27 protein-coding genes are annotated in these 22,745 nt (G+C 44.8%); 8 read left to right on the top strand and 19 right to left on the bottom strand.

Annotated elements, in window-relative coordinates; genetic code table 11:
- Positions 1–49 precede the first annotated feature (49 nt).
- Positions 50–1,003, bottom strand: coding sequence for a D-2-hydroxyacid dehydrogenase family protein (locus tag AACS92_RS01580; protein ID WP_099109634.1), 954 nt, complete (start codon positions 1,001–1,003; stop codon positions 50–52).
- A 179-nt stretch (positions 1,004–1,182) separates the two neighbouring features.
- Positions 1,183–1,719 (bottom strand): ribosome biogenesis factor YjgA, encoded by a 537-nt coding sequence (gene yjgA / locus AACS92_RS01585; protein WP_099109635.1) that lies wholly within the window; start codon positions 1,717–1,719, stop codon positions 1,183–1,185.
- A gap of 199 nt (positions 1,720–1,918) precedes the next feature.
- On the opposite strand from yjgA, the gene pmbA reads away from it, so the two are divergent.
- A complete protein-coding gene (gene pmbA, locus AACS92_RS01590; RefSeq protein WP_099109636.1) occupies positions 1,919–3,262 on the top strand; it encodes a metalloprotease PmbA in 1,344 nt (447 codons plus the stop codon).
- 50 nt (positions 3,263–3,312) lie between these two features.
- Here the strand turns inward: pmbA and rnk are convergent, their stop codons facing one another.
- The 13 genes from rnk to AACS92_RS01655 all read right to left on the bottom strand — a co-directional run bounded on the left by rnk (position 3,313) and on the right by AACS92_RS01655 (position 14,085).
- Entirely contained in the window at positions 3,313–3,723 is a 411-nt protein-coding gene (rnk, locus tag AACS92_RS01595; RefSeq protein WP_099109637.1) for a nucleoside diphosphate kinase regulator, read from the bottom strand.
- A 184-nt stretch (positions 3,724–3,907) separates the two neighbouring features.
- On the bottom strand, positions 3,908–5,140 hold the full coding sequence (gene alr, locus AACS92_RS01600) for an alanine racemase (RefSeq protein WP_099109638.1): 1,233 nt from the start codon (positions 5,138–5,140) through the stop codon (positions 3,908–3,910).
- A gap of 404 nt (positions 5,141–5,544) precedes the next feature.
- A complete protein-coding gene (npr, locus tag AACS92_RS01605; RefSeq protein ID WP_099109639.1) occupies positions 5,545–5,817 on the bottom strand; it encodes a PTS phosphocarrier protein NPr in 273 nt (90 codons plus the stop codon).
- A gap of 18 nt (positions 5,818–5,835) precedes the next feature.
- The gene (gene rapZ / locus AACS92_RS01610; protein WP_038259562.1) at positions 5,836–6,687 is read right to left on the bottom strand and encodes an RNase adapter RapZ; all 852 of its coding nucleotides are present in this window, start codon (positions 6,685–6,687) and stop codon (positions 5,836–5,838) included.
- 106 nt (positions 6,688–6,793) lie between these two features.
- Positions 6,794–7,261: a PTS IIA-like nitrogen regulatory protein PtsN gene (ptsN, locus tag AACS92_RS01615; RefSeq protein ID WP_099109640.1), complete on the bottom strand. Its 468-nt coding sequence runs from the start codon at positions 7,259–7,261 to the stop codon at positions 6,794–6,796.
- Between the two features lie 295 nt (positions 7,262–7,556).
- A complete protein-coding gene (gene hpf / locus AACS92_RS01620; RefSeq protein ID WP_099109641.1) occupies positions 7,557–7,844 on the bottom strand; it encodes a ribosome hibernation promoting factor in 288 nt (95 codons plus the stop codon).
- 79 nt (positions 7,845–7,923) lie between these two features.
- Positions 7,924–9,363 carry an RNA polymerase factor sigma-54 gene (gene rpoN / locus AACS92_RS01625; RefSeq protein ID WP_099109642.1) on the bottom strand — a complete coding sequence of 480 codons (1,440 nt, stop codon included), beginning with the start codon at positions 9,361–9,363 and terminating at the stop codon, positions 7,924–7,926.
- A 72-nt stretch (positions 9,364–9,435) separates the two neighbouring features.
- Entirely contained in the window at positions 9,436–10,161 is a 726-nt protein-coding gene (gene lptB / locus AACS92_RS01630) for an LPS export ABC transporter ATP-binding protein (RefSeq protein ID WP_099109643.1), read from the bottom strand.
- A 6-nt stretch (positions 10,162–10,167) separates the two neighbouring features.
- Complete coding sequence (gene lptA, locus AACS92_RS01635) at positions 10,168–10,731, bottom strand: lipopolysaccharide ABC transporter substrate-binding protein LptA (RefSeq protein WP_099109644.1); 564 nt, start codon at positions 10,729–10,731, stop codon at positions 10,168–10,170.
- On the bottom strand, positions 10,712–11,305 hold the full coding sequence (lptC, locus tag AACS92_RS01640) for an LPS export ABC transporter periplasmic protein LptC (protein WP_099109645.1): 594 nt from the start codon (positions 11,303–11,305) through the stop codon (positions 10,712–10,714). Before lptC ends, lptA begins: the two co-directional genes overlap by 20 nt.
- 19 nt (positions 11,306–11,324) lie before the next feature.
- Positions 11,325–11,888 (bottom strand): 3-deoxy-manno-octulosonate-8-phosphatase KdsC, encoded by a 564-nt coding sequence (gene kdsC, locus AACS92_RS01645; RefSeq protein ID WP_099109646.1) that lies wholly within the window; start codon positions 11,886–11,888, stop codon positions 11,325–11,327.
- Positions 11,889–12,031: 143 nt separating this feature from the next.
- Complete coding sequence (gene kdsD, locus AACS92_RS01650) at positions 12,032–13,000, bottom strand: arabinose-5-phosphate isomerase KdsD (RefSeq protein WP_099109647.1); 969 nt, start codon at positions 12,998–13,000, stop codon at positions 12,032–12,034.
- Between the two features lie 116 nt (positions 13,001–13,116).
- Positions 13,117–14,085: a calcium/sodium antiporter gene (locus AACS92_RS01655; protein ID WP_099109648.1), complete on the bottom strand. Its 969-nt coding sequence runs from the start codon at positions 14,083–14,085 to the stop codon at positions 13,117–13,119.
- 227 nt (positions 14,086–14,312) lie between these two features.
- On the opposite strand from AACS92_RS01655, the gene mlaF reads away from it, so the two are divergent.
- The 7 genes from mlaF to murA all read left to right on the top strand — a co-directional run bounded on the left by mlaF (position 14,313) and on the right by murA (position 19,237).
- Complete coding sequence (gene mlaF, locus AACS92_RS01660) at positions 14,313–15,131, top strand: phospholipid ABC transporter ATP-binding protein MlaF (RefSeq protein ID WP_099109649.1); 819 nt, start codon at positions 14,313–14,315, stop codon at positions 15,129–15,131.
- A 15-nt stretch (positions 15,132–15,146) separates the two neighbouring features.
- Positions 15,147–15,929, top strand: coding sequence for a lipid asymmetry maintenance ABC transporter permease subunit MlaE (mlaE, locus tag AACS92_RS01665; RefSeq protein ID WP_099109715.1), 783 nt, complete (start codon positions 15,147–15,149; stop codon positions 15,927–15,929).
- Between the two features lie 4 nt (positions 15,930–15,933).
- A complete protein-coding gene (gene mlaD, locus AACS92_RS01670; RefSeq protein ID WP_099109650.1) occupies positions 15,934–16,446 on the top strand; it encodes an outer membrane lipid asymmetry maintenance protein MlaD in 513 nt (170 codons plus the stop codon).
- A gap of 33 nt (positions 16,447–16,479) precedes the next feature.
- A complete protein-coding gene (gene mlaC / locus AACS92_RS01675; RefSeq protein ID WP_099109651.1) occupies positions 16,480–17,109 on the top strand; it encodes a phospholipid-binding protein MlaC in 630 nt (209 codons plus the stop codon).
- A 1-nt stretch (position 17,110) separates the two neighbouring features.
- Positions 17,111–17,476: a lipid asymmetry maintenance protein MlaB gene (gene mlaB / locus AACS92_RS01680; RefSeq protein ID WP_241537921.1), complete on the top strand. Its 366-nt coding sequence runs from the start codon at positions 17,111–17,113 to the stop codon at positions 17,474–17,476.
- 192 nt (positions 17,477–17,668) lie between these two features.
- Entirely contained in the window at positions 17,669–17,923 is a 255-nt protein-coding gene (gene ibaG / locus AACS92_RS01685) for a BolA family iron metabolism protein IbaG (protein WP_099109652.1), read from the top strand.
- Between the two features lie 57 nt (positions 17,924–17,980).
- Complete coding sequence (gene murA / locus AACS92_RS01690; RefSeq protein ID WP_099109653.1) at positions 17,981–19,237, top strand: UDP-N-acetylglucosamine 1-carboxyvinyltransferase; 1,257 nt, start codon at positions 17,981–17,983, stop codon at positions 19,235–19,237.
- A 78-nt stretch (positions 19,238–19,315) separates the two neighbouring features.
- On the opposite strand, the gene AACS92_RS01695 is transcribed toward murA, so the two are convergent.
- The 4 genes from AACS92_RS01695 to degQ all read right to left on the bottom strand — a co-directional run bounded on the left by AACS92_RS01695 (position 19,316) and on the right by degQ (position 22,607).
- A complete protein-coding gene (locus AACS92_RS01695; protein ID WP_099109654.1) occupies positions 19,316–19,690 on the bottom strand; it encodes a type II toxin-antitoxin system PemK/MazF family toxin in 375 nt (124 codons plus the stop codon).
- Positions 19,690–19,962, bottom strand: coding sequence for an AbrB/MazE/SpoVT family DNA-binding domain-containing protein (locus AACS92_RS01700; RefSeq protein ID WP_099109655.1), 273 nt, complete (start codon positions 19,960–19,962; stop codon positions 19,690–19,692). Before AACS92_RS01700 ends, AACS92_RS01695 begins: the two co-directional genes overlap by 1 nt.
- A 92-nt stretch (positions 19,963–20,054) precedes the next feature.
- Positions 20,055–21,113 (bottom strand): outer membrane-stress sensor serine endopeptidase DegS, encoded by a 1,059-nt coding sequence (gene degS, locus AACS92_RS01705; protein ID WP_099109656.1) that lies wholly within the window; start codon positions 21,111–21,113, stop codon positions 20,055–20,057.
- A 111-nt stretch (positions 21,114–21,224) separates the two neighbouring features.
- The gene (gene degQ / locus AACS92_RS01710; RefSeq protein WP_099109657.1) at positions 21,225–22,607 is read right to left on the bottom strand and encodes a serine endoprotease DegQ; all 1,383 of its coding nucleotides are present in this window, start codon (positions 22,605–22,607) and stop codon (positions 21,225–21,227) included.
- Positions 22,608–22,745: the final 138 nt, after the last annotated feature.

Genomic DNA, 22,745 nt, shown 5'->3' on the forward strand with positions numbered 1-22,745 from the left:
ACCGCTACATTGGCTGAAATGTGGCGGTATTTCTATATAGAACCAGCGGTTATTTATTTACAACATGGCTTTCATCGCCAGAAAAATAACGCTCAACATTCTTAAATGCACTGTCAAAATAGATGTCGTAGCAGCTTGTTGTGACATAACCTATGTGCGGACTACACAGGACATTGTCTCGTTTTAATAAAGTGTGGCTGGCATCCCAAATCGGTTCAACATCAAAAACATCCAGTGCAGCAAAACCCGGCGTACCCAGATCAAGTGCTTTCTCAAGAGCACCGGCTTCTATCAGCGCTGATCTTGCTGTATTGACTAATACCGCACTGTTTTTCATATGAGTCAGATCAGCCAATGTGACATTACCTGTCGTCTCTTTAACCAGACGCTGATGCAGGGTAATAACATCCGATGTTTTAAAAAAATCTTCACGTGATTGAGGAACAATCAGACCGTCCTGACGGGCTTTTTCCTGTGAGCGTTCTGAACCCCACACCTGAACCTTCATATCAAATGCACGTGCATATCTGGCAACCCGTTGGCCAATATTTCCATACCCGAGAATACCAAGGGTTTTTTCAGCGACGGTATCGCCCAGTTCGGTTTGCCATTGACCTTTTTTCATCGACTCCACTAAAGCGACGAATTTGCGGATGGAACTTTGAATTAACAACCAAGTTAACTCGGCTGCGGCAACAGGAGAACCGGCACCTTCTACGACAGCAATGCCCTTCTGTTTACATAAATCCAGATCGATATTGTAAGCCACCTTTCCTGTTTGGCTGATCAGTTTTAAGTTGGGAGTTTTAGATAAGAACTGCTCATCAATAATTGTTCTTTCACGGATCAAGATCAGTGCATCAGCCTTAGAGAGTAACTCACTGGCTTTCGGGTCGCGATCCACTGCACCGAGGCTGACAACGTCAAAATCACGGTTTTGATATAAAGCCTGAATCTGTTTTGTTGCAGCTTGATAATCATCTGGAATAACAACGAGAGGCATGTGAAATATCCTTTATGCAAGTTCAGATAATGAAAAACAATTAAGGTTATCTCATTTTTGTTACATTTTCGTAATATTTAACCGGAAGTGTTAAATTAAGCAGTTTTAATATGATGGCGGGATACGGATAAGAGAAAAGAAAGTTACCGCCATTTCTTAAAGAAATGGCGATCTGAATATCATACTGTTCCAGATAATTCTTTCAGATACTGAAAGATCTGCCGGTAGGATTTTGGTGGTTTGTTCGCTGCTTTCTCTTTTTTGGCATTACGCACCAGCGTCCGTAGTTGCTGGCGATCTGTATGCGGATAGAGTGTCACAACTTCTTCAAGCGCGTTGTCACTTTCCAGTAATTTATCCCGCAGTTCTTCCAATTTGTGCAGGATCACAACCTGCTGGTTATGCCGGTTTTTCAGTTTATCCAATGCGATAGTAATTGGTTCTGGATCGCGGGCACGTAATAGTTTGCCTATCAATTGTAACTGACGACGACGGCCTTCACGTTTGATTCTCTGTGCCAGCTCAATCGCAGCCAGTAAATCTTCATCCAACGGGATGCGTTCCAGTTCGCTTTTGCTCAGTTCAACCAGTTCAGCTCCCAGCTTTTTAAGCTCTTCCGCATCCCGCTTGATTTCACTTTTACTGACCCAGATTATCTCTTCTTCTTCCTCTTCAGCAGGATAATTGTCGAGCCAATCTTCAGGCTGCTTTGCCATAATTGTTTTCCTTCTAAAAAGGCCGGATAAGGTGCACTTTGGAACATGACCAATTTCCCGGTGGGTGTTAACATCTTCTAATATTGTCTATTGTAACTGGGAAAATTGCCTGATTACCACTCGGCATTAATACTGAAAGCCGGAATATAGCACTTTCCCTGATAAATTCCCTTTTAATTTAAATGGTTATGGTTAATTGATGATAGTTACCAATCAACAAATTACGGAGCAGCGTAAGCAATTGGAAGAGGCTGTTTCCCACGCTCTGGAATTAGCGAAAGCAGGTTGCGATGCTGCGGAAGTCGCAGTCAATAAAACAACGGGGATCAGCGTCAGTACCCGTTTCAGTGAAGTCGAAAATGTAGAATTTAACAGTGATGGCGCATTAGGCATCACTGTTTATAATCAGCATCGCAAAGGCAGCGCATCATCTACCGATTTAAGCCCGGAGGCTATTGCGCGTACGGTACAGGCGGCTATTGATATTGCTCGTTATACTTCGCCAGATCCTTGTGCTGGCCCGGCAGATAAAGAATTATTAGCGTTTGAAGCGCCTGATCTGGATTTGTTCCACACTGCTGATTTGGATGCTGATAAGGCGATTGAACTGGCAGCCCGCGCGGAACAGGCGGCACTACAGGCCGATCAACGTATTACTAATACCGAAGGCGGCAGTTTTAATGCTCACTATGGCATCCGCGTCTTTGGTAATAGTCATGGTATGTTGCAGAGTTACTGCTCAAGCCGCTATTCCACATCAAGCTGTGTAATTGCAGAACAAGACGGCAATATGGAGCGCGATTATGCTTATACCGTGAACCGTCGCTTTGATGAATTACAGTCACCAGAGTGGGTTGGTCAGGAGAGCGCGCAACGTACATTGTCTCGCTTAGGGGCGCGTAAGCTTTCGACGATGAAAGCACCTGTGATTTTTTCCGCAGAAGTGGCGACCGGTCTGTTTGGTCATTTGGTCGGAGCGATTAGTGGCAGCAGCATCTATCGTAAATCCTCCTTTCTGTTGGACAGTCTGGGTAAACAAATCCTGCCTTCGTGGCTGACAATTGAGGAGCAGCCTCATTTGTTGAGAGGTCTGGCTTCAACACCTTTTGACAGCGAAGGCGTACGTACACTGCCTCGTGAGATTATTAAAGACGGTGTATTACAGTCATGGCTGATGACGTCATACTCTGCTCGTAAACTGGGTCTGACAAGTACCGGCCATGCAGGTGGAATTCATAACTGGCGTATCGAAGGTCAGGGGCTCGGTTTTGATGGGCTGTTGCGGGAAATGGGCACGGGTCTGGTAGTGACGGAACTGATGGGACAGGGTGTCAGCGCAATAACAGGAGATTACTCTCGTGGCGCGGCCGGTTTTTGGGTCGAAAATGGCGAAATTCAGTATCCCGTCAGTGAGATAACCATTGCAGGCAATCTGAAAGATATGTGGGCAAATATGGTAACAATCGGTAATGATATCGAAACACGCAGTAACATTCAGTGTGGTTCAGTTCTGTTGCCGGAAATGAGTATCGCCGGTCAATAAGGGATACTCAATCAACAACAGCCAGTCTGGTCTACTGGGCTGGCTGTGAGTTAACGGTGGTATTCGCCTGCTGCTTCGGGTTGATAAAGTATTTCTAATACTTTTATCCGTGTTTTTTCACCGTTCGGCAATTCCCACGTAATCTCATCATTGACTTTCAGACCTAAAAGCGCAGCGCCTAAAGGTGCCATGACGGATAGCTGTTTTGTGCTGTCCTGTAGCGATGCCGGATAAACGAGAGTACGGATACGCTCTTCATTATTGCTAAAATCAATGAATTTAATTTCACTGTTCATAGTAACAATATCTGCTGGGATTTCTGCTGGTGGTAAGATTTCCGCTCTGTCCAGTTCATCGTTCAGTGCATCTGCGATACTGGTATTGGCAAATGCGGCTTGTTCCAACAGAGAATCTAAACGTTCTGCATCTAATTCATTAATAATGATATTTGGTTTTTTCATACCACGCTCCAAATTAGGCTCAATACAAAATAACACCCCGCAACGCAAGGAGGGGGGTGTTATTTTCAATGTGATTAAAGTGATATTAGGCTGTTCTGTCATGAAAATAAAGAGATCATGATCACGAACTGTTTGGTGCTGCTAATGAAACAAGGTTCAGCCAGATATTATGACAGGTTATAAATTATTGGCCTGTAACGGTGATCTTCGGGTTGGTTTCGCCAAAGATTGAGGTCAGTTCAACAATGTGCATGCCGCTCCATTTTTGAATATCAGCCTGAGTAATTTCTTCGTTACCTTGTTTACCCAAAATCACAACTTCATCGCCACTCTTAACTTCAGGCAGATCAGTCACATCAATCATAGCGGTATTCATGGAAACGCGACCGACAACCGGTGCACGATGACCGTTAATCAGAACATAGGCTTTGTTTGACAGAGCAGTGCTGAAACCATCAGAGAAACCGACTGGCAGGTTAGCAAGGATAGAATCACGTTTCAGGATATGAGTGTTGTCGTAGCTGACACCATTGCCTTTAGGGTATGGTTTAACAGAAGCAACACGGGTTTTTACCTGAATCAGAGGTTTGAACTCCGGATGGCTGTCTTGCAAGATGCCGTACAATGCGCTGCCAACGCGAGCCATATCAAACTGGGCTTCAGGTAAGCTCAGTGATGCAAAAGAGCTGGATGCATGCAGAGTGATTTCGTCTCTTTTCAGGTTTGCTTCTTTAATCAACCAGGCAGTTTGTTCGTTGAAGTTTTTGATACTTTCGCGGATCACATTCAGGTCAGTGAGAGCATGGTGGCTCATGATGCCAACCAATTTCAGGTTAGGCAGCTTAGCAATTTGCAGTGCTTCCTGTTTGCCCTGTTCGGTTTTCATTTCCAGCCCATTACGGCTCATTAAACCGGTGTTCAGCGCTAAATGAACACGGATCTCTTTACCATGTTTTTTAGCTATGGCATCAATAGCTTTAGCGCTTTCCAGATCGCCAACCATCTCTTCCATGTCATAGCTCAGCGTGCTTTCAATTTCATCTGCCATTGCTGCACGGACGCGTACCAGCTGGCCGGTAAAACCACTATCACGCACGATACGGGCTTCTTCATTACTGGTGATCCCAACACAAGGTACTCCGGTTTTAATGATTGACGGCATCAGCAAACCGAGACCATAACCATAAGCATCACCTTTCAGAATTGCACATATTTTGGTGTCTTTGTTCAGGGTTTCTTTCAGTGTTTGGATATTGTTTTCGAAAGTGGTGGTGTTGATTTCTACCCAGGCATTATTGTTAACAGCGACACGTTCTGCCTGCGTATTATCTAAAGAAAGCACAGGTGCCGCCTGAGCTGCTCCCTGACATAAAGTCAATCCAAGAAAGATAGCTAATGTGGTCTTATTAAAACGCATGAAGTAAATCTCCAGTTTATGAACTGTACGTATAATTCTTTATGTATAAAATCCCGTTAATGATAAGTTTTTTCTAAACTGATTTCATAGAGTTAAATTATTGATGGATAACATTTATTGTTACCTAATGACTATTTGTAAATAGTCGGAGTGTTTAGCTTATTTAATTAACAAAACTTCTCAATATATCTTTTCTCATAAATTTATAATTAGAATATATGAAGGTTATTTTATCTTTTGTTGGTTTTAAATATGGCCTTTGCTTCTGTTATTACAGACTAGAAAGCAGTATTAAGAGAAAAATAAAGAGAGTCAGGCGTTATTAACTGAATAAGAAAGGAAGGAGAAAATAGAGAAAAGTGTAATAGAGGGTCTGTGCTACAAGCAGGCAAAATCGTATAAGTTTATTCTTCGTCGAAGCCGGAATTGAATAACGCCACAATCGCTGACAAAGCCTGTTGTTCATCAACTCCCGTAGCTTCAACTTCAATGTAGCTACCCTGTTCAGAATCGAGCATCAACATGGCTATGACGCTGTGAGCCTCGGCTTCAACATTGTTGCTGTTGCGCAAAATGACCTGAGACTGAAACTGCTGCACGAGGTCGTGCAGCTTCATGGCAGGCCGCGCATGCATACCGAGTCGGTTTTTAATCTCAAGTCTCTGTTTGACTGTCATGGCCTGCTCTATATAAGGTTACTTACGTTTTTCCAGTGTACGGTGGCGTGACTGAACGTTCTTACCACGGGAACGGAAGTAATCAGCTAATTGTTCTGCTACGTAAACCGAACGATGTTTACCACCGGTACAGCCAATAGCAACTGTCAGGTAGCTGCGATTATTGGTTTCCAGCATGGGTAACCATAGCTCAAGGTAACTGCGGGTCTGGTAAATAAAGTTATGTACTTCGGTATGGCGATCCAAAAACGCAGCAACCGGGCGATCCAGTCCAGTCATCGGGCGAAGTTTTGGATCCCAGTGTGGGTTTGGCAGGAAACGCACATCGAAAACATAATCAGCATCAATCGGGATACCGTGTTTGAAGCCAAAAGATTCAAATACCATTGTCAGTTCACGTTCACGCTTGCCCAATAAACGCGTCCTGAGCATTTCAGCCAGCTCATGAACTGACATTTCAGAAGTATCAATGATCAGGTCTGCCCGGGAACGCAGAGGTTCCAGCAAATCGCTCTCTTTGTCGATGGCACTTTCCAGTGACAGGTTTTTGCTTGAGAGTGGATGCAGGCGACGGGTATCACTGTAGCGACGGATCAGAGTGTTACGATCTGCGTCAAGAAACAGAAGCTGTGGTGAAAAGCTGTCCGGTAATTTTGTCAGTGCTTCTTCGAAAATTTCTGGGGATTCCGGCATATTGCGTACATCAATACTGACTGCCGCTGAAATATCACGTTCAGCCAGTGTATTAGCCAGCTCTGGAAGTAGTACTACCGGCAGGTTATCCACACAGTAGAACCCCATATCTTCCAGCGCACGCAGGGCTACGGACTTACCAGAACCAGAACGACCGCTGACTATCATCAGCACCATGAAATGACTCCCCTTTATTTTGCGGTTCATCAGAACCGCCGTCGTTTATACCTTCTGGGTATATTGCTTTTCAACAATCAATTGTAACCGTAATTGTAATTGTTATTTATTCAGTAATAATTTTGTATAACTCTTCATCACTTTGTGCCGAACGCAGGCGACGACAGAAATTTTTATCTGAAAGACGCTTTGCGATCAAGGATAGTGAATGTAAATGTACCTGACACTGATTAGATGGAACCAATAAAGCAAACAGCAAGTCAACAGGCTGATTATCAATAGCATCAAACGTAATTGGTTGTTCCAGGTGTAAGAATACACCAACAGCATTATCTGAACTCTCGGTCTCCAGTTTGCCGTGAGGAATGGCAATCCCGTTGCCAATACCGGTTGTGCCCACTTTCTCACGGGAAAGGATGGCTTCAAATACGGCACTCTCTGGTACATTCAGCTGCTTTGATGCCAGCTCGCTGATAATCTCTAAGGCGCGCTTCTTACTCGAACAAGGTATATTATTACGCGTACATTCGGATGAAAGCACTGAGCTTAGTGGTAAATCTGTTTCGTTGTTCATTTCTTTATTCGCTTAGGGCTTTAATACCGGATGCCTGAGTTCAGACATCCGGTACTGAGGCACTGTTATTACCATTAAGCCTTCAGGTGCATATAGCAGCCTGAAGGCCGTTAGTTGGTTATACCCTTCGTCTTTCAAGTTGCCTCTTTGTTGGCTGCACTCACTCACCCCAGTCACATAGTTATCTATGCTCAGGGGATTCATTTGCTTGCCGCCGCGATGCAGCTTGAAATTCATTGGGTATACAAATAGAGAACAGTGAGAATCTTATGACAGCCCTGTTGTCTGAAAGCTATTAATGTTGTCTCAATTTACTTTTGTGTTTGGTCAATTGACGAGTCAGTTTATCAACAAGTGCATCAATTGCCGCATACATGTCTTCATGCTCTGAACTCGCATGCAACTCACCTCCATTGACATGCACCGTGGCTTCAGCGATTTTCTGCACTTTTTCCACTCGGAGGATGACCTGAATAAGGTTAATCTTATCGAAATATTGATCCAGTTTGCCGCATTTCGTATTCACAATGTTGCGTAGTGCATCAGTGATTTCAATATTGTGGCCTGTGATATTGAGTTGCATAGTGTTTTCCTTCTCTCTCCGTTGTCTTTCAGGTGGTCTCTTTGTTGATACAACCTGAAATTCATAGGGTCTATGTTATTCAAACCAATTTTTTACGTTGGTTTGAAGGCGGGATGGATAACGACTCTCTATATTTTGCGACAGTCCGACGAGCTACCTGAATACCCTGTTCGGCAAGTAGGCTGGTCAGCTTACTGTCACTCAGTGGTTTGGCCGGGTTTTCTGCCGTGACCAATTTTTTCACCAGTGCCCGTATTGCTGTAGAAGAAGCTTCGCCTCCGCTGTCAGTATTCACGTGACTGGAGAAAAAATATTTCAATTCAAAAATTCCCCGTGGACTATGCAAGTATTTCTGGGTTGTCACACGAGAAATGGTGGATTCATGCATATCAACCTGATAGGCAATATCTGCCAGTACCAGTGGTTTCATGTACTCTGCGCCATGCTCAAAGAAATCCTGTTGCCATTCCACAATGCAATTACTGACCTTTAATAGCGTCTCATTGCGGCTCTCAAGACTTTTTATCAGCCACTTAGCTTCCTGTAGGTTATTGCGGATAAACAGGCTGTCACTCTCATTCTGAGATTGCTGCCCCAGCGCAGCATAGTGCTGATTAATGCACAAGCGGGGAATGCTATCTGTATTCAGCCTGACCTGCCAGTGTTCATTTTCTTTCTGGACGAGTACATCGGGGATCACGTATTCGGATTCACCGGTATTTACCATTAACCCCGGCCGTGGCTCCAGTGACTGTATGATAGCAATAGCTTCTTTCAGAGCACTCTCTTTTAATTTGCTCTGGCGCAATAAATTTCGGAAGTCCCGGTTGCCCAGCAGTTCAAGATACTTGCTGGTAACCAGTTTGGCTTCTTTCAGATAGGGAGTTTCTATCGGCAACAGCGAAAGCTGGATGAGTAGACATTCACGTAAGTCACGGGCCGCGACTCCGATGGGATCAAAATGTTGTACTCTTTTGAGTACGGCTTCGATTTCTTCCGGTGTCAGTTCATCATTGCCGATGCTGATAAGGATATCCTCGACAGAGGCGGTCAGGTAGCCTGTCTCGTCAATAGCATCAATGATTGATGTGGCTATGGCTGAATCTGTTTCAGTAAAGGGCGTCAGCGCAGCCTGCCACGTCAGATAGTCTTGTAGTGTCTGGGTGGTTTCCCCCTGATAGACGGGGAAATCATCCGCACTGTAGTCACTTCGCGTTCCTGAAGATGTACCGGCGCTGTAAATTTCATCCCAGCTGGTATCGAGAGGCAACTCTTCCGGCATATTCTTTTGTTCAAGCGCTTCGAGGGTATCCATAACCGTTGTTTCGGGATCTGAATAATCCTGAGCATCAATCTCCTGAAGTGTGTCTTCCTGTTCAAGCAGGGGATTCGTTTCCAAAGCCAGTTGAATCTCCTGCTGAAGTTCGAGCGTAGAAAGTTGCAACAAACGGATTGCCTGCTGAAGTTGTGGCGTCATCGTCAATTGTTGACTGAGTTTGAGTTGCAAACTTTGCTTCATAACGTTTTCACTTCCTCCTGAATGGATTACCCTCGAACTGTAATTTCCCTGAACTCTGCCTGACAATGAGCCTTAAAGACGGAAGCCTTCACCCAGATAAACACGCTTAACCTGTTCATTGTTAAGGATGTCTTCTGGTGTACCGTGAGCAATCAGATGCCCCTGACTGACAATATAAGCGCGCTCACAAACATCCAGCGTTTCACGGACGTTATGGTCAGTAATCAGGACTCCCAGACCATAATCCCGCAGATGTTGAATGATCTTTTTAATATCAAGGACTGAGATAGGGTCAACACCCGCAAAAGGCTCATCCAACAGAATAAATTTAGGGTTTGCTGCCAGTGCCCGGGCGATTTCCACACGGCGGCGCTCACCACCGGACAATGACTGACCGAGACTGTTACGCAAATGGGAGATATGAAATTCTTCCATCAGCTCTTCAGCGCGCTCTTTACGCTGTTCCTGATTGATATCTTTGCGGATTTCAAGAACAGCCATTAAGTTATCGTATACGCTCAGCCGACGGAAGATAGAGGCTTCCTGAGGTAAGTAGCCGATGCCCCGGCGGGCACGTTCATGCAGAGGCAGCAGGCTGATATCTTCATGGTCAATGGTGATAGTACCTGCATCGCGGGGCACGATACCAACGACCATATAGAAAGTTGTGGTTTTACCTGCACCATTTGGCCCTAGCAGGCCCACAATTTCACCTGATTTCACTTTCAGGCTGACATCCTCAACAACCTTACGCCCTTTATAAGACTTTGCCAGATTGTCTGCGTTTAATATTGCCATACGTCGTTATTTACTCTTTTTATGAACTTCAGTGCTGTTAGTACCGGTATTGTTAACACCCGGGCCTTTTTCCTGTAACTGAGAAGGCAACAGGACGGTGGTAACATGCTTACCTTTATCACTAAAGGCTTCCATTTGCTGTGTTGGTACTAAGTAGGTGATTTTATCGCCTTTGATATTGCTGTCGAGCTGTTCAAGATAAGCATTACCTGTCAGTGTGATCAGCTCATTATTCATCTCATAGCGCATCTTCGAAGCATGGCCTTTGATAGGTTTACCATCATCCTGCAATTGATAAAATGTTGCCGGGTTACCATAAGCTTCAATAACCGTTTTTTTGGAATCCCCGTCAGGGCGGGTGACAACAACCTTATCTGCATGGATATCAATAGAACCCTGCTTTACAATAACATTATCCGTAAATGTGGCAATGTTCCCCGTTAAATCCAGTGATTGTCTGGCTGAATCAATGGTAATGGGCTTTTGGGTATCATCTTTCAGTGCCAGTGCAGGCAAACTGACTGCAACCAATGTACTGGCAATAAAAGTATTACGGATTAGGTTCTTCATGTGGAATCTCATATTGAGTGGTCACCTTTTCAATCAGTTCAGCAGTTTTATCTCGCAGGTTGCCGCGCATTTTCATCCCAACAGATCTCAGACCGACACCTTCTAATGTAATTTTATCGTCGGATGCCACATCCTGCGTCACAAGATTGACGGTCGCGTTTTCTGTTGTAATACGTTTCAGTTGTGATGCGTCATTCAGGCTATCTACCTGAACATCCCCATATAAGTAGAGCATATTATCATGGGTAAGTTTCGCTTTATTGGCACGTACTGTCCATGTTGCCGGTGGCGGTGTGGATTTACTGTTAGCATCAAACGTTGTTAATACTGGCTTGGTAAACCAAGTCAGCTTTGTTTCTGTATAATTTTTAACATTATCTGCCTCTAGTTTATAAACCAGTTTACCTTCTGGATCATAAACAAATGTCGTGGCTTCTTTTGTTTGATAAGTCGGGTAACCCTCATCCAAAACGGGTGAGGAGGCGCCTTCATTTGAATTGGATAAATTCCAGCCAATCAATGCAAGCACAATTAAAGTCAGTATTGCGATCAGCCAGGATTGAGTTCTGCTCATTCTTTTTTCAGTTCATGTGTTATATGGATAAACCTTTGGCATCTTCCAGCTTGTTTTGAGCAAAAAGCACCAAATCACAAAGTTCTCTGACTGCACCGCGACCACCGGCAATCCGAGTGACATAATCTGCTTTGGGCAGCAGTAGCGGGTGGGCATCTGCTACGGCAACAGATAAGCCGACTTTTGCCATTACAGGCCAATCGATAAGGTCATCGCCGATATAGGCAACCTGTTCAGGCTGTAGCGCTAGTTTATCCAACAGTTCCTGATACGCCAAAACCTTATCGTTCTGACCTTGGTAAAGATGTGTAATACCAAGAGTTTTTGCACGATCTTCCAGCAATTTGGCCTGACGACCGGTAATAATGGCGACTTCAAGGCCAGAAGTTATTAAACAGCGGATGCCGTAACCATCACGCACATTAAAGGCTTTCAGTTCTTCACCCTGATTGCCCATATATATCAGGCCATCTGACATCACACCATCAACATCACAGATTAACAGACGAATTTTACGGGCTTTTTCGATAATGTTTACATTAACTGGGCCATAACAGGTATCCAGATAGGTATTTTGATTCATTCAGGAATTTCTCTATTCATAATTTGCAACAGGCCCCGGTTGCAGGCCTGTTTAATACATCTTTGCTGATACTGTTTATCAGTATTGCTTACGGGTACAACCCTATTAGCCTCACCATCCTATCAGATTTACATGGCGGCTTTTTATACAACTCCTGCCTGTAATAGATCGTGCATATGTAATACGCCGAGCAGTGTGTCACCTTCAGTGACCAGTAGGGAAGTGATATGACGTGATTGCATCAGATTCAGGGCATCAACCGCCAGAGTATTTGGTTTGATACGGATCCCGCCGGTAGTCATAACGTCAGAAATTTTGGCATTATTTAAATCAATCCCCATATCAAACACTCGGCGTAGATCCCCGTCAGTGAAAATACCGTCGATCTGCATATCATCACCACAGATAACCGTCATGCCCAGTTTTTTTCGGGTAATTTCTATCAGGCCTTCACGAAGGGTAGCTGTGCGGGGAACGCGCGGAATATCATCCCCTGTAGTCATTAATTCGCTGGTCAGCAGTAACAGTTTACGCCCAAGAGCTCCACCGGGGTGAGAGAGGGCGAAATCTTCGGTGGTAAAGCCACGGGCCTCCAGCAGGGCAAGAGCCAGTGCATCTCCCATAACAAGCGTTGCCGTTGTGCTGGTGGTGGGAGCTAACCCAAGAGGACAGGCTTCCTGTGGTGTTTTAATGCACAGGTGGACATCCGCAGCTTTGCCCATGTTGCTGTTACAGTTATTTGTCATACAAATGAGAGCAACTTTCTGCCGCTTAAGTACCGGAATAAGTGCGAGGATTTCATTCGATTCGCCGGAGTTGGAGATAGCCAGTACGATATCTTTTGGCGTTACCATACCAAGGTCACCATGACTGGCTTCGCCGGGGTGGACAAAGAATGAAGGCGTTCCGGTACTGGCAAATGTGGCTGCGATTTTCCGCCCGATATGGCCGGATTTTCCCATCCCCATAACAATGACTTTACCTTCACATCCAAACATAAGCTCGCAGGCTTTGCTGAAATCGTCATTGATGTATTGCTCTAATTCCGCCAATCCTTCGAGTTCGATATGTAATACTCTTTTACCTGCTTGCTGAAAATCGATCTTAGGCATTTCTACTCCCACTTATTCCCATTACAACCGGTAATTACTCAGAACATTGATCACCAGACATTGATCATCAAATCGTGATTATCAAACATCAGCCACCATACATTAGTCACCGGATATTAATCACTATGCAGCACAAAAAGTGCAACAAAATATGCAATAAAGCAGCTGAGTAATAGCGCACCACTCAGTCGGTTAAACCGATGTTTTCTTCTCACACAGAATATCGTGAATAGTACACTCGCCGCCATCATGATCCAAAAATCCCGGGAAAAGGCGTAGGATGAAATAACGCTGGGTGAAAATAGGCCGGAAACACCTAATACTAGGGTCATGTTGAAAACATTAGAACCAATAATATTTCCCATTGCCATATCATTTTCACCTTTAATGGCTGCGGCAATAGAGGTGGCGAGTTCTGGCAGGCTTGTTCCCACCGCCAGAATAGTTAAACCAATCACCAAGTCGCTGATACCGTAAATCCGTGCAATGACGGTAGCATTATCAATGACCATTCGGGTGGATATCGGCAGGAGAAGCAGGCCCAATACAACCCAAAGCAGCGCGATACCATTATTACCTTCGTCGGGTAATTCTGCATCTCTCTCCTGTGTATAGCTGTCGACATCATCAGATTGGGTACTGACTGTCATTTTTATCATTATTGATATAAAAAACAGGGCAGTCAGTAATAAAAAAATCCCATCCAGACGGCTCAGGTAGTTATCAGACAGCAGATAACCCACAAAGGCCATAATCAGCAACATTAGTGGTAATTCCCGCCGCAGGATCTCTGATTGCACTGTTATTGGGCGAATCAGTGCTACTGCGCCAGTAATCAGTAGCAGATTGGTAATATTGGAGCCGAGTACATTACCTACGGCCATGTTGGGTAACCCGTTCAGACTCGCGTTTACAGAAACCATCAGCTCAGGCAAAGAAGTGCCGATGCCCATAATCACCAGACCAATAATAAAAGGAGGGACTTTTAATGTACGCGCAAATACCGCAGCACCATATACTAATCTATCAGAACCATACACCAGTAAAATCAACCCGGTAATGAGCAGTAAAATAGTCAGAAACATGTTGTGTTCCTTAGAGAAAATTCATGTGAGCACAATGCCAGTGTTGGTTGATTTCTGGACAAAAATATTTATTTAGCCAGATTTATATATTCTGAAGGCCGAAAGTTAAAAAGTAAAATTTGCTATCACTTTGCTAACGCAAATTGGAAAATTTTTTTGTAGTATGCATTACTAATTATTTAGAAACAGTAAGAAATTCGTTTATTAACGATTAAGGGCTATCAATAATGAGTCAACTAACAGCAAATCTTATTGAGATCTGCGGCATGTCTTTTACCCGTGGTCAGCGCCCGATCTTTTCCGATATCAATCTGACTGTTCCAAAAGGGAAAATAACAGCCATTATGGGGCCTTCCGGTATTGGAAAAACGACTCTGCTGCGTCTGATGGGCGGGCAAATCCGCCCTGAGCGCGGTGAGATTTGGTTTGATGGTGATAATATCCCGGCATTATCCCGCCAGCGCCTTTATGAAGTGCGTAAGAAGATGAGTATGTTATTTCAATCGGGCGCATTATTTACGGATTTGAATGTGTTCGACAATGTCGCTTTTCCCTTACGTGAGCATACTAAACTCCCCGAAGAATTAATTTACACTACAGTGATGATGAAGCTGGAAGCGGTAGGATTACGTGGTGCGGCAAAACTGATGCCATCTGAGCTATCGGGAGGTATGGCAAGGCGGGCTGCACTGGCGCGGGCGATTGCACTTGATCCTGATTTAATCATGTTTGATGAGCCATTTGTCGGTCAGGATCCCATCACTATGGGGGTATTGGTTAAGTTGATCGATGAACTTAACCATGCGCTCGGTGTTACCTGTGTTGTGGTTTCCCACGATGTTCCTGAAGTACTGAGTATTGCTGATTATGCCTATATCGTGGCTGAGCAGAAAGTGATTGCAGAAGGGACGCCTGAACAGTTGAAAATGAATCAGGATCAGCGGGTACGTCAGTTTCTTGATGGTATTGCTGACGGGCCGGTGCCTTTCCGTTTCCCTGCGGGGGATTATAAAACCGAGTTATTAACTAACAGAAATCGTTATTAGGATACTTGAATGTTGATGTTAACACGGGCGCTGGCAACATTTGGCAGGCGTGCGATTGAAGTTGTGGCTTCTTTCGGTCGGGCCGGTTTTATGTTATTCAGCGCGATTATTGGTAAGCCCGAACCTGCAAAGCAGTGGCTGTTATTGCGCCAACAGCTTTATAGTGTAGGCGTTCAGTCACTATTGATTATTGTAGTTTCCGGCTTGTTTATCGGTATGGTTCTGGCCTTGCAGGGCTATTTTGTACTGAGGACTTTCAGTGCTGAAGGCAGTCTTGGCATGATGGTGGCGTTATCGCTGCTGCGGGAATTGGGGCCGGTCGTGACTGCTCTGTTATTTGCTGGTCGTGCGGGTTCTGCCTTGACGGCAGAGATCGGCCTGATGAAAGCGACAGAGCAAATTTCCAGTCTGGAAATGATGGCAGTAGACCCATTGCGTAGGGTAGTTGCCCCGCGTTTTTGGGCTGGTTTTATCAGTATGCCTTTACTGGCATTGATCTTTGTGGCTGTCGGTATTCTGGGCGGTGCGATGGTCGGAGTCGACTGGAAAGGGATTGATGGTGGTTTTTTCTGGTCTTCCATGCAATCAGCGGTGGAATTGCAGAAAGACATACTTAACTGTTTTATTAAGAGCTTAGCTTTTGCCATCACGGTGACATGGATCGCACTGTTTAATGGGTATGATGCTATCCCTACATCAGAGGGGATCAGCAGGGCGACGACGCGTACGGTGGTTCATGCATCGTTGGCAGTATTGGGTTTGGATTTTGTGCTGACAGCACTGATGTTTGGGAACTAATTCGATGCAAAGCAAGAAAAATGAAATATGGGTTGGAAGTTTTATATTAATTGCACTGGCCGCAATCATTTTCTTATGCCTGAAGGTCGCTAATGTCCGATCTTTTGGTAATCAGACCACTTATCATGTCATTGCAGCATTTGACAATATAGGTGGGTTAAAAGAGCGTTCTCCTGTCAAAGTCGGAGGGGTGGTCATTGGTCGGGTAGGGAAAATCTGGCTCGATAAGAAAACGTATACTCCGCAGGTTGAACTGGATATTTTCTCGCAGTACGACAATATTCCAAGTTCCAGTTCGCTGTCTATTCGGACTTCAGGTCTGTTGGGTGAACAATATGTTGCGTTAAATGTTGGGTTTGATGATGCTGATTTGGGGATCACCATGCTGAAAGATGGAGATCGCGTTGAGGATACCAAACCTGCAATGGTTCTTGAAGATTTAATAGGTCAGTTCCTGTACAAAAGCGGAAGTGATGATCATCAAAAATCATCTGAGGCTCCCACACAGGTACATTAACCAGCAATCCACTGCTTAGGAGAAATAGCAATTATGTTTAAGCGATTACTTATGGCTGCCTTATTGGTGGTTGCACCACTTGCCAATGCGGTTGATCAGACTAATCCGTATGCTTTGATGAAAGTCGCGGCAGAAAAAACGTTTTCACGTCTGAAGGGTGAACAATCGCAGATTCGTGCTAATCCGGAAATATTGCCTCAGATCGTGCGTCAGGAGCTATTGCCTTATGTTCAGGTAAAATATGCAGGCGCGCTGGTTCTGGGGCCTTATTATAAACAGGCGACGCCAGAGCAGCGTGATGCCTATTTTAAAGCATTTGAAGATTATCTGGCACAGGCTTATGGCCAGGCTCTGGCAATGTATCACGGGCAGAATTATCAGATTGCCCCGGAGCAGCCATTGGGAGATAAGAATATCGTCGCTATTCGTGTCACCATTACCGATCCGAATGGTCAGCCTCCTGTTCGTCTGGATTTTCAGTGGCGTAAAAACAGTAAAACCGGATATTGGCAGGCTTACGACATGATAGCTGAAGGTGTGAGCATGATTACGACTAAACAGAATGAGTGGTCGGAAATCCTGCGCCAGAAAGGTATTGATGGTTTGACGGAGCAGTTGAAAAGCAGTGCACAGGCTCCAATCATTTTAGAAAAGAAAAAGTGACATGGAAAACGGTGAAATGAAAAACCGGGGGATGGATAAAGCCTCTGACAAAACACCGCTTAGCTGGCAACAGACAGGAAGCACCCTGTTTCTGAAAGGTACTCTGGATCGCGATAGCCTGCTGCCTTTTTGGCAGCAAAAGGACAGCTTATTGGCTCACATTGAAAACATTGATGTTTCAGGGCTTGAGCATGTGGATTCGACGGGAATGGCCCTATTTGTCCGCATAAAAGGCGACTGGCAGCAGAGTGGTAAGGTGCTGACATTTTCTGGCATAGGGGAGCGATTGAACACACTGATTGCGCTCTATAGTCTACAAAGTCTCTTTGCTGATAATTCGCCTGAGAAAGGAAATTCGCCAGAATAAATATAATGCCTTCATTCTCGACCTAACAGATTTCAGGGTGTTGTTGATAACTCTGTTACCTGAAAGGTGGATATAATTATCGCCCTTATGAGTCATTGTCTTATAAGGGCGTTTTTCTTGGTTTAAGAGTCGTCTGGATTCCATTACGATAGGCATCTACTATTATTTTTTAACGACGAATGTGAGCAAGATATGGATACTAATGAGATTAAACAGGTACTGATGGAAAAATTGGTACTTGATGAAGTTATTGTTAGCGGCGACGGCAGCCATTTTCAGGTAATTGCTGTAGGTGAAATTTTTGGTGAGCTGAGCCGGGTAAAACAACAACAAACAGTTTATGCACCTCTGATGGAATACATTGCTGATAATCGTATCCACGCCCTGTCAATTAAGACCTACACACCTGCGCAATGGCAACGTGACCGCAAGCTCCAGGGTTTCTGAGGTTGTTTGCTTCGCCGCGAACAGCACACTTTGAATTAAATAAGAGAATTATGACAGATGGATAAATTTCAAGTGAAAGGGCCGACCTGCTTGTCAGGCGAGGTCACTATTTCCGGGGCAAAAAATGCCGCATTACCAATCCTGTTCGCAGCGTTGCTGGCGGAAGAGCCAGTTGAATTACAAAATGTTCCTGAATTAAAAGACATTGATACCACAATCAAGCTATTGAATCGTCTGGGAACGAAAGTGGAACGCAAGAATGGTTCTGTCTTTGTTGATGCCAGCGCTGTTAATGAATACTGTGCTCCTTATGAACTGGTCAAAACCATGCGCGCTTCTATCTGGGCACTGGGGCCATTAGTTGCCCGTTTTGGTCAGGGGCAGGTTTCTTTACCCGGTGGTTGCGCCATTGGTGCCCGTCCTGTTGATCTCCATATTACCGGGTTGGAACAACTTGGTGCAAAAATAGTGCTGGATGAGGGCTATGTTAAGGCATCCGTAGATGGTCGTTTAAAAGGTGCCAGCATCGTCATGGATAAAGTCAGTGTTGGTGCAACGGTCACTATCATGGCGGCTGCAACACTGGCGGAAGGCAAAACCATTATTGAGAATGCAGCCCGCGAGCCTGAAATCGAAGATACAGCCAACTTCCTGAATACGTTGGGTGCAAAAATTACGGGTGCAGGAACAGATCGCATTGTGATTGAAGGCGTAGAACGTTTGGGCGGTGGTGTTTATCGTGTCTTGCCTGACCGTATTGAAACCGGTACTTTCCTTATTGCAGCGGCTGTTTCACGAGGGAAGATTGTTTGCCGTCAGGCCAAGCCTGATACACTGGATGCCGTGCTGGCTAAATTACGTGAAGCGGGTGCAGAGATTCAGGTAGGCGATGACTGGATTAGCCTTGATATGCATGGCAAGCGGCCAAAAGCGGTAACTTTCCGTACAGCGCCGCATCCGGGTTTTCCTACAGATATGCAAGCACAGTTCAGCTTACTGAATATTGTTGCTGAAGGTGCGGGCATGATCACCGAAACTATTTTTGAAAACCGTTTTATGCATATTCCTGAATTGATTCGCATGGGGGCACACGCAGAGATTGAAAGTAACTCTGTACTCTGCCACGGCGTTGAGAAATTATCCGGTGCTCAGGTAATGGCAACAGATCTGCGTGCTTCCGCGAGTCTGGTAATTGCTGGCTGCATTGCTGAAGGAACAACAACCGTCGATCGCATTTATCATATTGACCGGGGCTATGAGCATATCGAAGATAAGCTGCGTGGTCTGGGAGCCAATATCGAACGTATTAAGTAAACCGAATTCTATTTAAACCGTCACTTAGTAATATCTTCTTTTGATAGGAAGTATTTAGTGGCGGTTTTTTTCGAATAATCAATTCAGTTGTGGATCTAAAATATCTATGACTTTAGCTAATATTTCATCAACAATACTGGCTTCCGCCTGTGCTGAATAGGTAGCTTTACGTTCATTTAAATCAAGTGAACGGATCTGGTAACAAAGTACAACCCCGGTAATTTTACCTGTATCAGTACTTGCCCCATCTAAATATACAGTAACCGCCTCGGAGCGTGCGAACCCTCCTCCAGTGGTTATTGGAACGCAAAGTGCAGTGCCTAACTTTTGATTCAGTGCAAATTCAGAAATAACCAGATAGTAATGCGCCCCTTTAAATTCTCTGCCGCTAACGGGATCACCGCTAGCGTGCCAGATTTCCCCCTTACTTGGGATGCTTCTTCTGCGTACCATTAAATCACCTCATTACCAACAGGAGGAGAGTTTAAATCGTCAGTAGTTACTTCGTTGAAAGCTCTGACTTCTGTTTCATCAATTCCCTGTAATAATTCAGAGAGAGACTTTCTGCCTCGGGCGATTCTGCCTGTTGGTTTGATGTTTATGGTGTCGCCTGATGGCTGTATATCCAGAGTCATGCCGACAGACCATCCCATGATGGCGGCAACATCACTAGGAATTGTGATAACGACAGCCCCGCCCTGTTGACGTAAACGTGTTATTGCCATGATAACCTCCAATAAAATATGTAACCTTACCTCATTTGTTTATTTTATCATCAAGTTTCACAAAGTCACACTTTTGTTTCGATATCTTGGACTCAGTATTCATCAAATTCTTCAATCATAACGTTGAAGGTAAGCGTTTGACCATCACGTAAGACAGTAACAGGAACGACTTTTCCGGGCCGAATTTCTGCAACCTGATCCATTATTTCGGCAGGCGAGAGCGCCGGTTTGTGATTAAGGCTGATGATAATATCGCCCACTTGTATTCCGGCTTTTTTGGCTGGGCTTCCCGGTAAAAGCTGAAAAACCCGCACTCCCTGAATCTGATGGATTTGGGTATCTGACGAGCGGATATTCGGTAGCTCTTTTGTTGAAATGCCGATATACCCTCTGATTACCCGGCCATCACGGATCAGTTTCTGCATAATTTTTGTTGCCAGTGCGGTGGGAATGGCAAATCCCAGTCCTTCAGGCGTAGAGCCAAATTCAGATTTATCAAACGACAGTGTGTTAATGCCGACCAGTTCACCTAATGTATTAACCAGTGCTCCGCCGGAGCTGCCCTGATTGATTGAAGCATCTGTTTGTAGGAAATTCTGGCGCCGTGTCGGACTCAGCCCGACACGTCCGGTCGCACTGATAATACCTTGAGTAATTGTTTGCCCTAAGTTGTAAGGATTGCCGATTGCCAGCACGATATCCCCGACATGAGGTGCCCTTTTGAGATTAATAGGGATAACCGGCAGATTTTCGGCCTTTATTTTGAGTACTGCCAAATCGGTCGGGCCATCAGAGCCGACCAGTAAAGCTTCGTAGAAACGCCCGTCCTGCAACGCAACAATAATAGATCCTACTTTGTTGATAACATGCTTATTGGTGAGTATGTAGCCCTGTTCACTCATTATGACGCCGGAACCCAATGGCAGCAGTTCCCGGGGTTCATGGGAGAAACTCCCTATACTGGTGCTATATATATTCACAACCGCAGGTGCTGCCCGACGAACACCCTGACTGTAACTGGATGGTTTTTCTGTGTTATCGCTGTACAGGAGATTATTTAACTTATTGGGACGTAGTGAGGGTATGGCAACCAGTAAAATTGCTGCAATAAGTAATCCCGCCAATATGGAGCGCAGTAATTTAATCAACATAGCATTGTTCAGTAATCAATAAGTTAAAAAAGCATAGCACAGAAGCAAGCAGACACAGCCTGCGCTGTGTCTGCTTAATGTACTGCAATCAGAAAAATAATGGCATACCGATTAATTGTTCAATAACAGGTAAATATTGTCACCACCACGCAGGATATTCAGTGCAATAACGGATGGTTTTCCTTCAAGTACCTTTTGTAGCTCATTGATATTCTTAACCCGAACATTATTCGCCCCGATGATCAAATCATTCTTCTGCAAACCGACCATTGCGGCTGGAGAATTTTTGGCGACGCCGTCAACTTTCACGCCGGGAGTATTGTTCACAATGCCAGTACTGAGATTCGCACCCTGTAGCGCAATGCTTAATTTCTCTGCTTTGGTTGATGGAGATTCGCTATTTTCCAGAACAACAGACACCTCCATAGGCTTGCCTTTACGCAGCAGACCTACTTTGATTTCTTTGCCCGGTGCAGTCGTACCAATTTTTGCTCTTAGCTCAGCAAAGCTATTAATCTTCTTACCATCAATGGAGGTCAGTACATCTCCGGGTTTAATACCAGCCTTAGCCGCAGCAGATTTAGGAACTACCTCACTGACAAATGCGCCCTGTTGAGCATCAACATTCAGTGCTTTGGCGATATCCGCTGACATTTCAGTACCTTTGATACCAAGCAGGCCGCGTTTTACTTCGCCGTGAGCTATTAACTGGTCTGCCAGATTTCTGGCCATGTTACTTGGGATCGCAAAACCAATACCCACGTTGCCGCCACTAGGTGCAACAATAGCGGTATTAATACCGATCAACTCCCCTCTCAGGTTGATCAGGGCACCACCAGAGTTACCCCGGTTAATTGAGGCATCTGTCTGGATGAAGTTTTCCAGACCTTCCAGATTCAGACCGCTACGGCCAAGGGCCGAAATGATCCCTGAAGTTACTGTTTGCCCCAGCCCGAATGGGTTACCGATAGCAACAGCATAATCACCGACGCGAAGCTGATCAGAATTGGCAAATTTAATTGCTGTCAGGTTCTTAGCATCTTTAAGCTGCAAAAGTGCGATATCAGTCTGAGGATCACGACCGATGAGTTTAGCGGAGTATTCACGCCCGTCATTGAGCTGGACTTTAATTTTATCCGCGTTATTGATGACGTGATTGTTAGTCAGTACATATCCTTTATCGGCATTAATAATGACACCAGAACCTAACCCCTGAAATGGGCGGCTTCTTTGTTGTTCCACTGGTGGAAAACCCGGCCCAAAGAAGAACTGAAAATCTTCTGGCAGTTGGAGTTGTTGGGTTTGAACTTCAGTGCCGGCAACATGAACGGTAACAACGGAAGGAAGGACTTTTTCTAACATTGGAGCAAGGCTCGGTAATTCCTGAGAGGCCATAGCAGCGGGTAAAGCCGCATTACTTACCATTGGTACCGAAGCTAAAGATAAACCAATACTGATCGCTAATGCGCTGAGCAATGTGTTTTTACTTTTCATTGAATGCGTTCTCTTACTTACCTAAGCCAGAAAAGGAAAATCGTACTTAAAGCCCCGAACCGACAAGGGAATTCCGTTTTTCTGAGAAACTACACTCATCGGAACAGGTTTCAAGCATAATTGTTTCGTTGCAGTTAT

This window comes from Xenorhabdus sp. KJ12.1 (assembly GCF_963876495.1).
In the GTDB taxonomy this organism is placed as follows: domain Bacteria; phylum Pseudomonadota; class Gammaproteobacteria; order Enterobacterales; family Enterobacteriaceae; genus Xenorhabdus; species Xenorhabdus stockiae.

Excerpts from the sequence above, each read along its gene's own strand:
- AACS92_RS01580 (WP_099109634.1), bottom strand. The coding sequence starts at position 1,003 with ATGCCTCTCGTTGTTATTCCAGATGATTATCAAGCTGCAACAAAACAG.
- yjgA (WP_099109635.1), bottom strand. The coding sequence starts at position 1,719 with ATGGCAAAGCAGCCTGAAGATTGGCTCGACAATTATCCTGCTGAAGAG.
- pmbA (WP_099109636.1), top strand. The coding sequence starts at position 1,919 with ATGATAGTTACCAATCAACAAATTACGGAGCAGCGTAAGCAATTGGAA.
- rnk (WP_099109637.1), bottom strand. The coding sequence starts at position 3,723 with ATGAAAAAACCAAATATCATTATTAATGAATTAGATGCAGAACGTTTA.
- alr (WP_099109638.1), bottom strand. The coding sequence starts at position 5,140 with ATGCGTTTTAATAAGACCACATTAGCTATCTTTCTTGGATTGACTTTA.
- npr (WP_099109639.1), bottom strand. The coding sequence starts at position 5,817 with ATGACAGTCAAACAGAGACTTGAGATTAAAAACCGACTCGGTATGCAT.
- rapZ (WP_038259562.1), bottom strand. The coding sequence starts at position 6,687 with ATGGTGCTGATGATAGTCAGCGGTCGTTCTGGTTCTGGTAAGTCCGTA.
- ptsN (WP_099109640.1), bottom strand. The coding sequence starts at position 7,261 with ATGAACAACGAAACAGATTTACCACTAAGCTCAGTGCTTTCATCCGAA.
- hpf (WP_099109641.1), bottom strand. The coding sequence starts at position 7,844 with ATGCAACTCAATATCACAGGCCACAATATTGAAATCACTGATGCACTA.
- rpoN (WP_099109642.1), bottom strand. The coding sequence starts at position 9,363 with ATGAAGCAAAGTTTGCAACTCAAACTCAGTCAACAATTGACGATGACG.
- lptB (WP_099109643.1), bottom strand. The coding sequence starts at position 10,161 with ATGGCAATATTAAACGCAGACAATCTGGCAAAGTCTTATAAAGGGCGT.
- lptA (WP_099109644.1), bottom strand. The coding sequence starts at position 10,731 with ATGAAGAACCTAATCCGTAATACTTTTATTGCCAGTACATTGGTTGCA.
- lptC (WP_099109645.1), bottom strand. The coding sequence starts at position 11,305 with ATGAGCAGAACTCAATCCTGGCTGATCGCAATACTGACTTTAATTGTG.
- kdsC (WP_099109646.1), bottom strand. The coding sequence starts at position 11,888 with ATGAATCAAAATACCTATCTGGATACCTGTTATGGCCCAGTTAATGTA.
- kdsD (WP_099109647.1), bottom strand. The coding sequence starts at position 13,000 with ATGCCTAAGATCGATTTTCAGCAAGCAGGTAAAAGAGTATTACATATC.
- AACS92_RS01655 (WP_099109648.1), bottom strand. The coding sequence starts at position 14,085 with ATGTTTCTGACTATTTTACTGCTCATTACCGGGTTGATTTTACTGGTG.
- mlaF (WP_099109649.1), top strand. The coding sequence starts at position 14,313 with ATGAGTCAACTAACAGCAAATCTTATTGAGATCTGCGGCATGTCTTTT.
- mlaE (WP_099109715.1), top strand. The coding sequence starts at position 15,147 with ATGTTAACACGGGCGCTGGCAACATTTGGCAGGCGTGCGATTGAAGTT.
- mlaD (WP_099109650.1), top strand. The coding sequence starts at position 15,934 with ATGCAAAGCAAGAAAAATGAAATATGGGTTGGAAGTTTTATATTAATT.
- mlaC (WP_099109651.1), top strand. The coding sequence starts at position 16,480 with ATGTTTAAGCGATTACTTATGGCTGCCTTATTGGTGGTTGCACCACTT.
- mlaB (WP_241537921.1), top strand. The coding sequence starts at position 17,111 with ATGGAAAACGGTGAAATGAAAAACCGGGGGATGGATAAAGCCTCTGAC.
- ibaG (WP_099109652.1), top strand. The coding sequence starts at position 17,669 with ATGGATACTAATGAGATTAAACAGGTACTGATGGAAAAATTGGTACTT.
- murA (WP_099109653.1), top strand. The coding sequence starts at position 17,981 with ATGGATAAATTTCAAGTGAAAGGGCCGACCTGCTTGTCAGGCGAGGTC.
- AACS92_RS01695 (WP_099109654.1), bottom strand. The coding sequence starts at position 19,690 with ATGGTACGCAGAAGAAGCATCCCAAGTAAGGGGGAAATCTGGCACGCT.
- AACS92_RS01700 (WP_099109655.1), bottom strand. The coding sequence starts at position 19,962 with ATGGCAATAACACGTTTACGTCAACAGGGCGGGGCTGTCGTTATCACA.
- degS (WP_099109656.1), bottom strand. The coding sequence starts at position 21,113 with ATGTTGATTAAATTACTGCGCTCCATATTGGCGGGATTACTTATTGCA.
- degQ (WP_099109657.1), bottom strand. The coding sequence starts at position 22,607 with ATGAAAAGTAAAAACACATTGCTCAGCGCATTAGCGATCAGTATTGGT.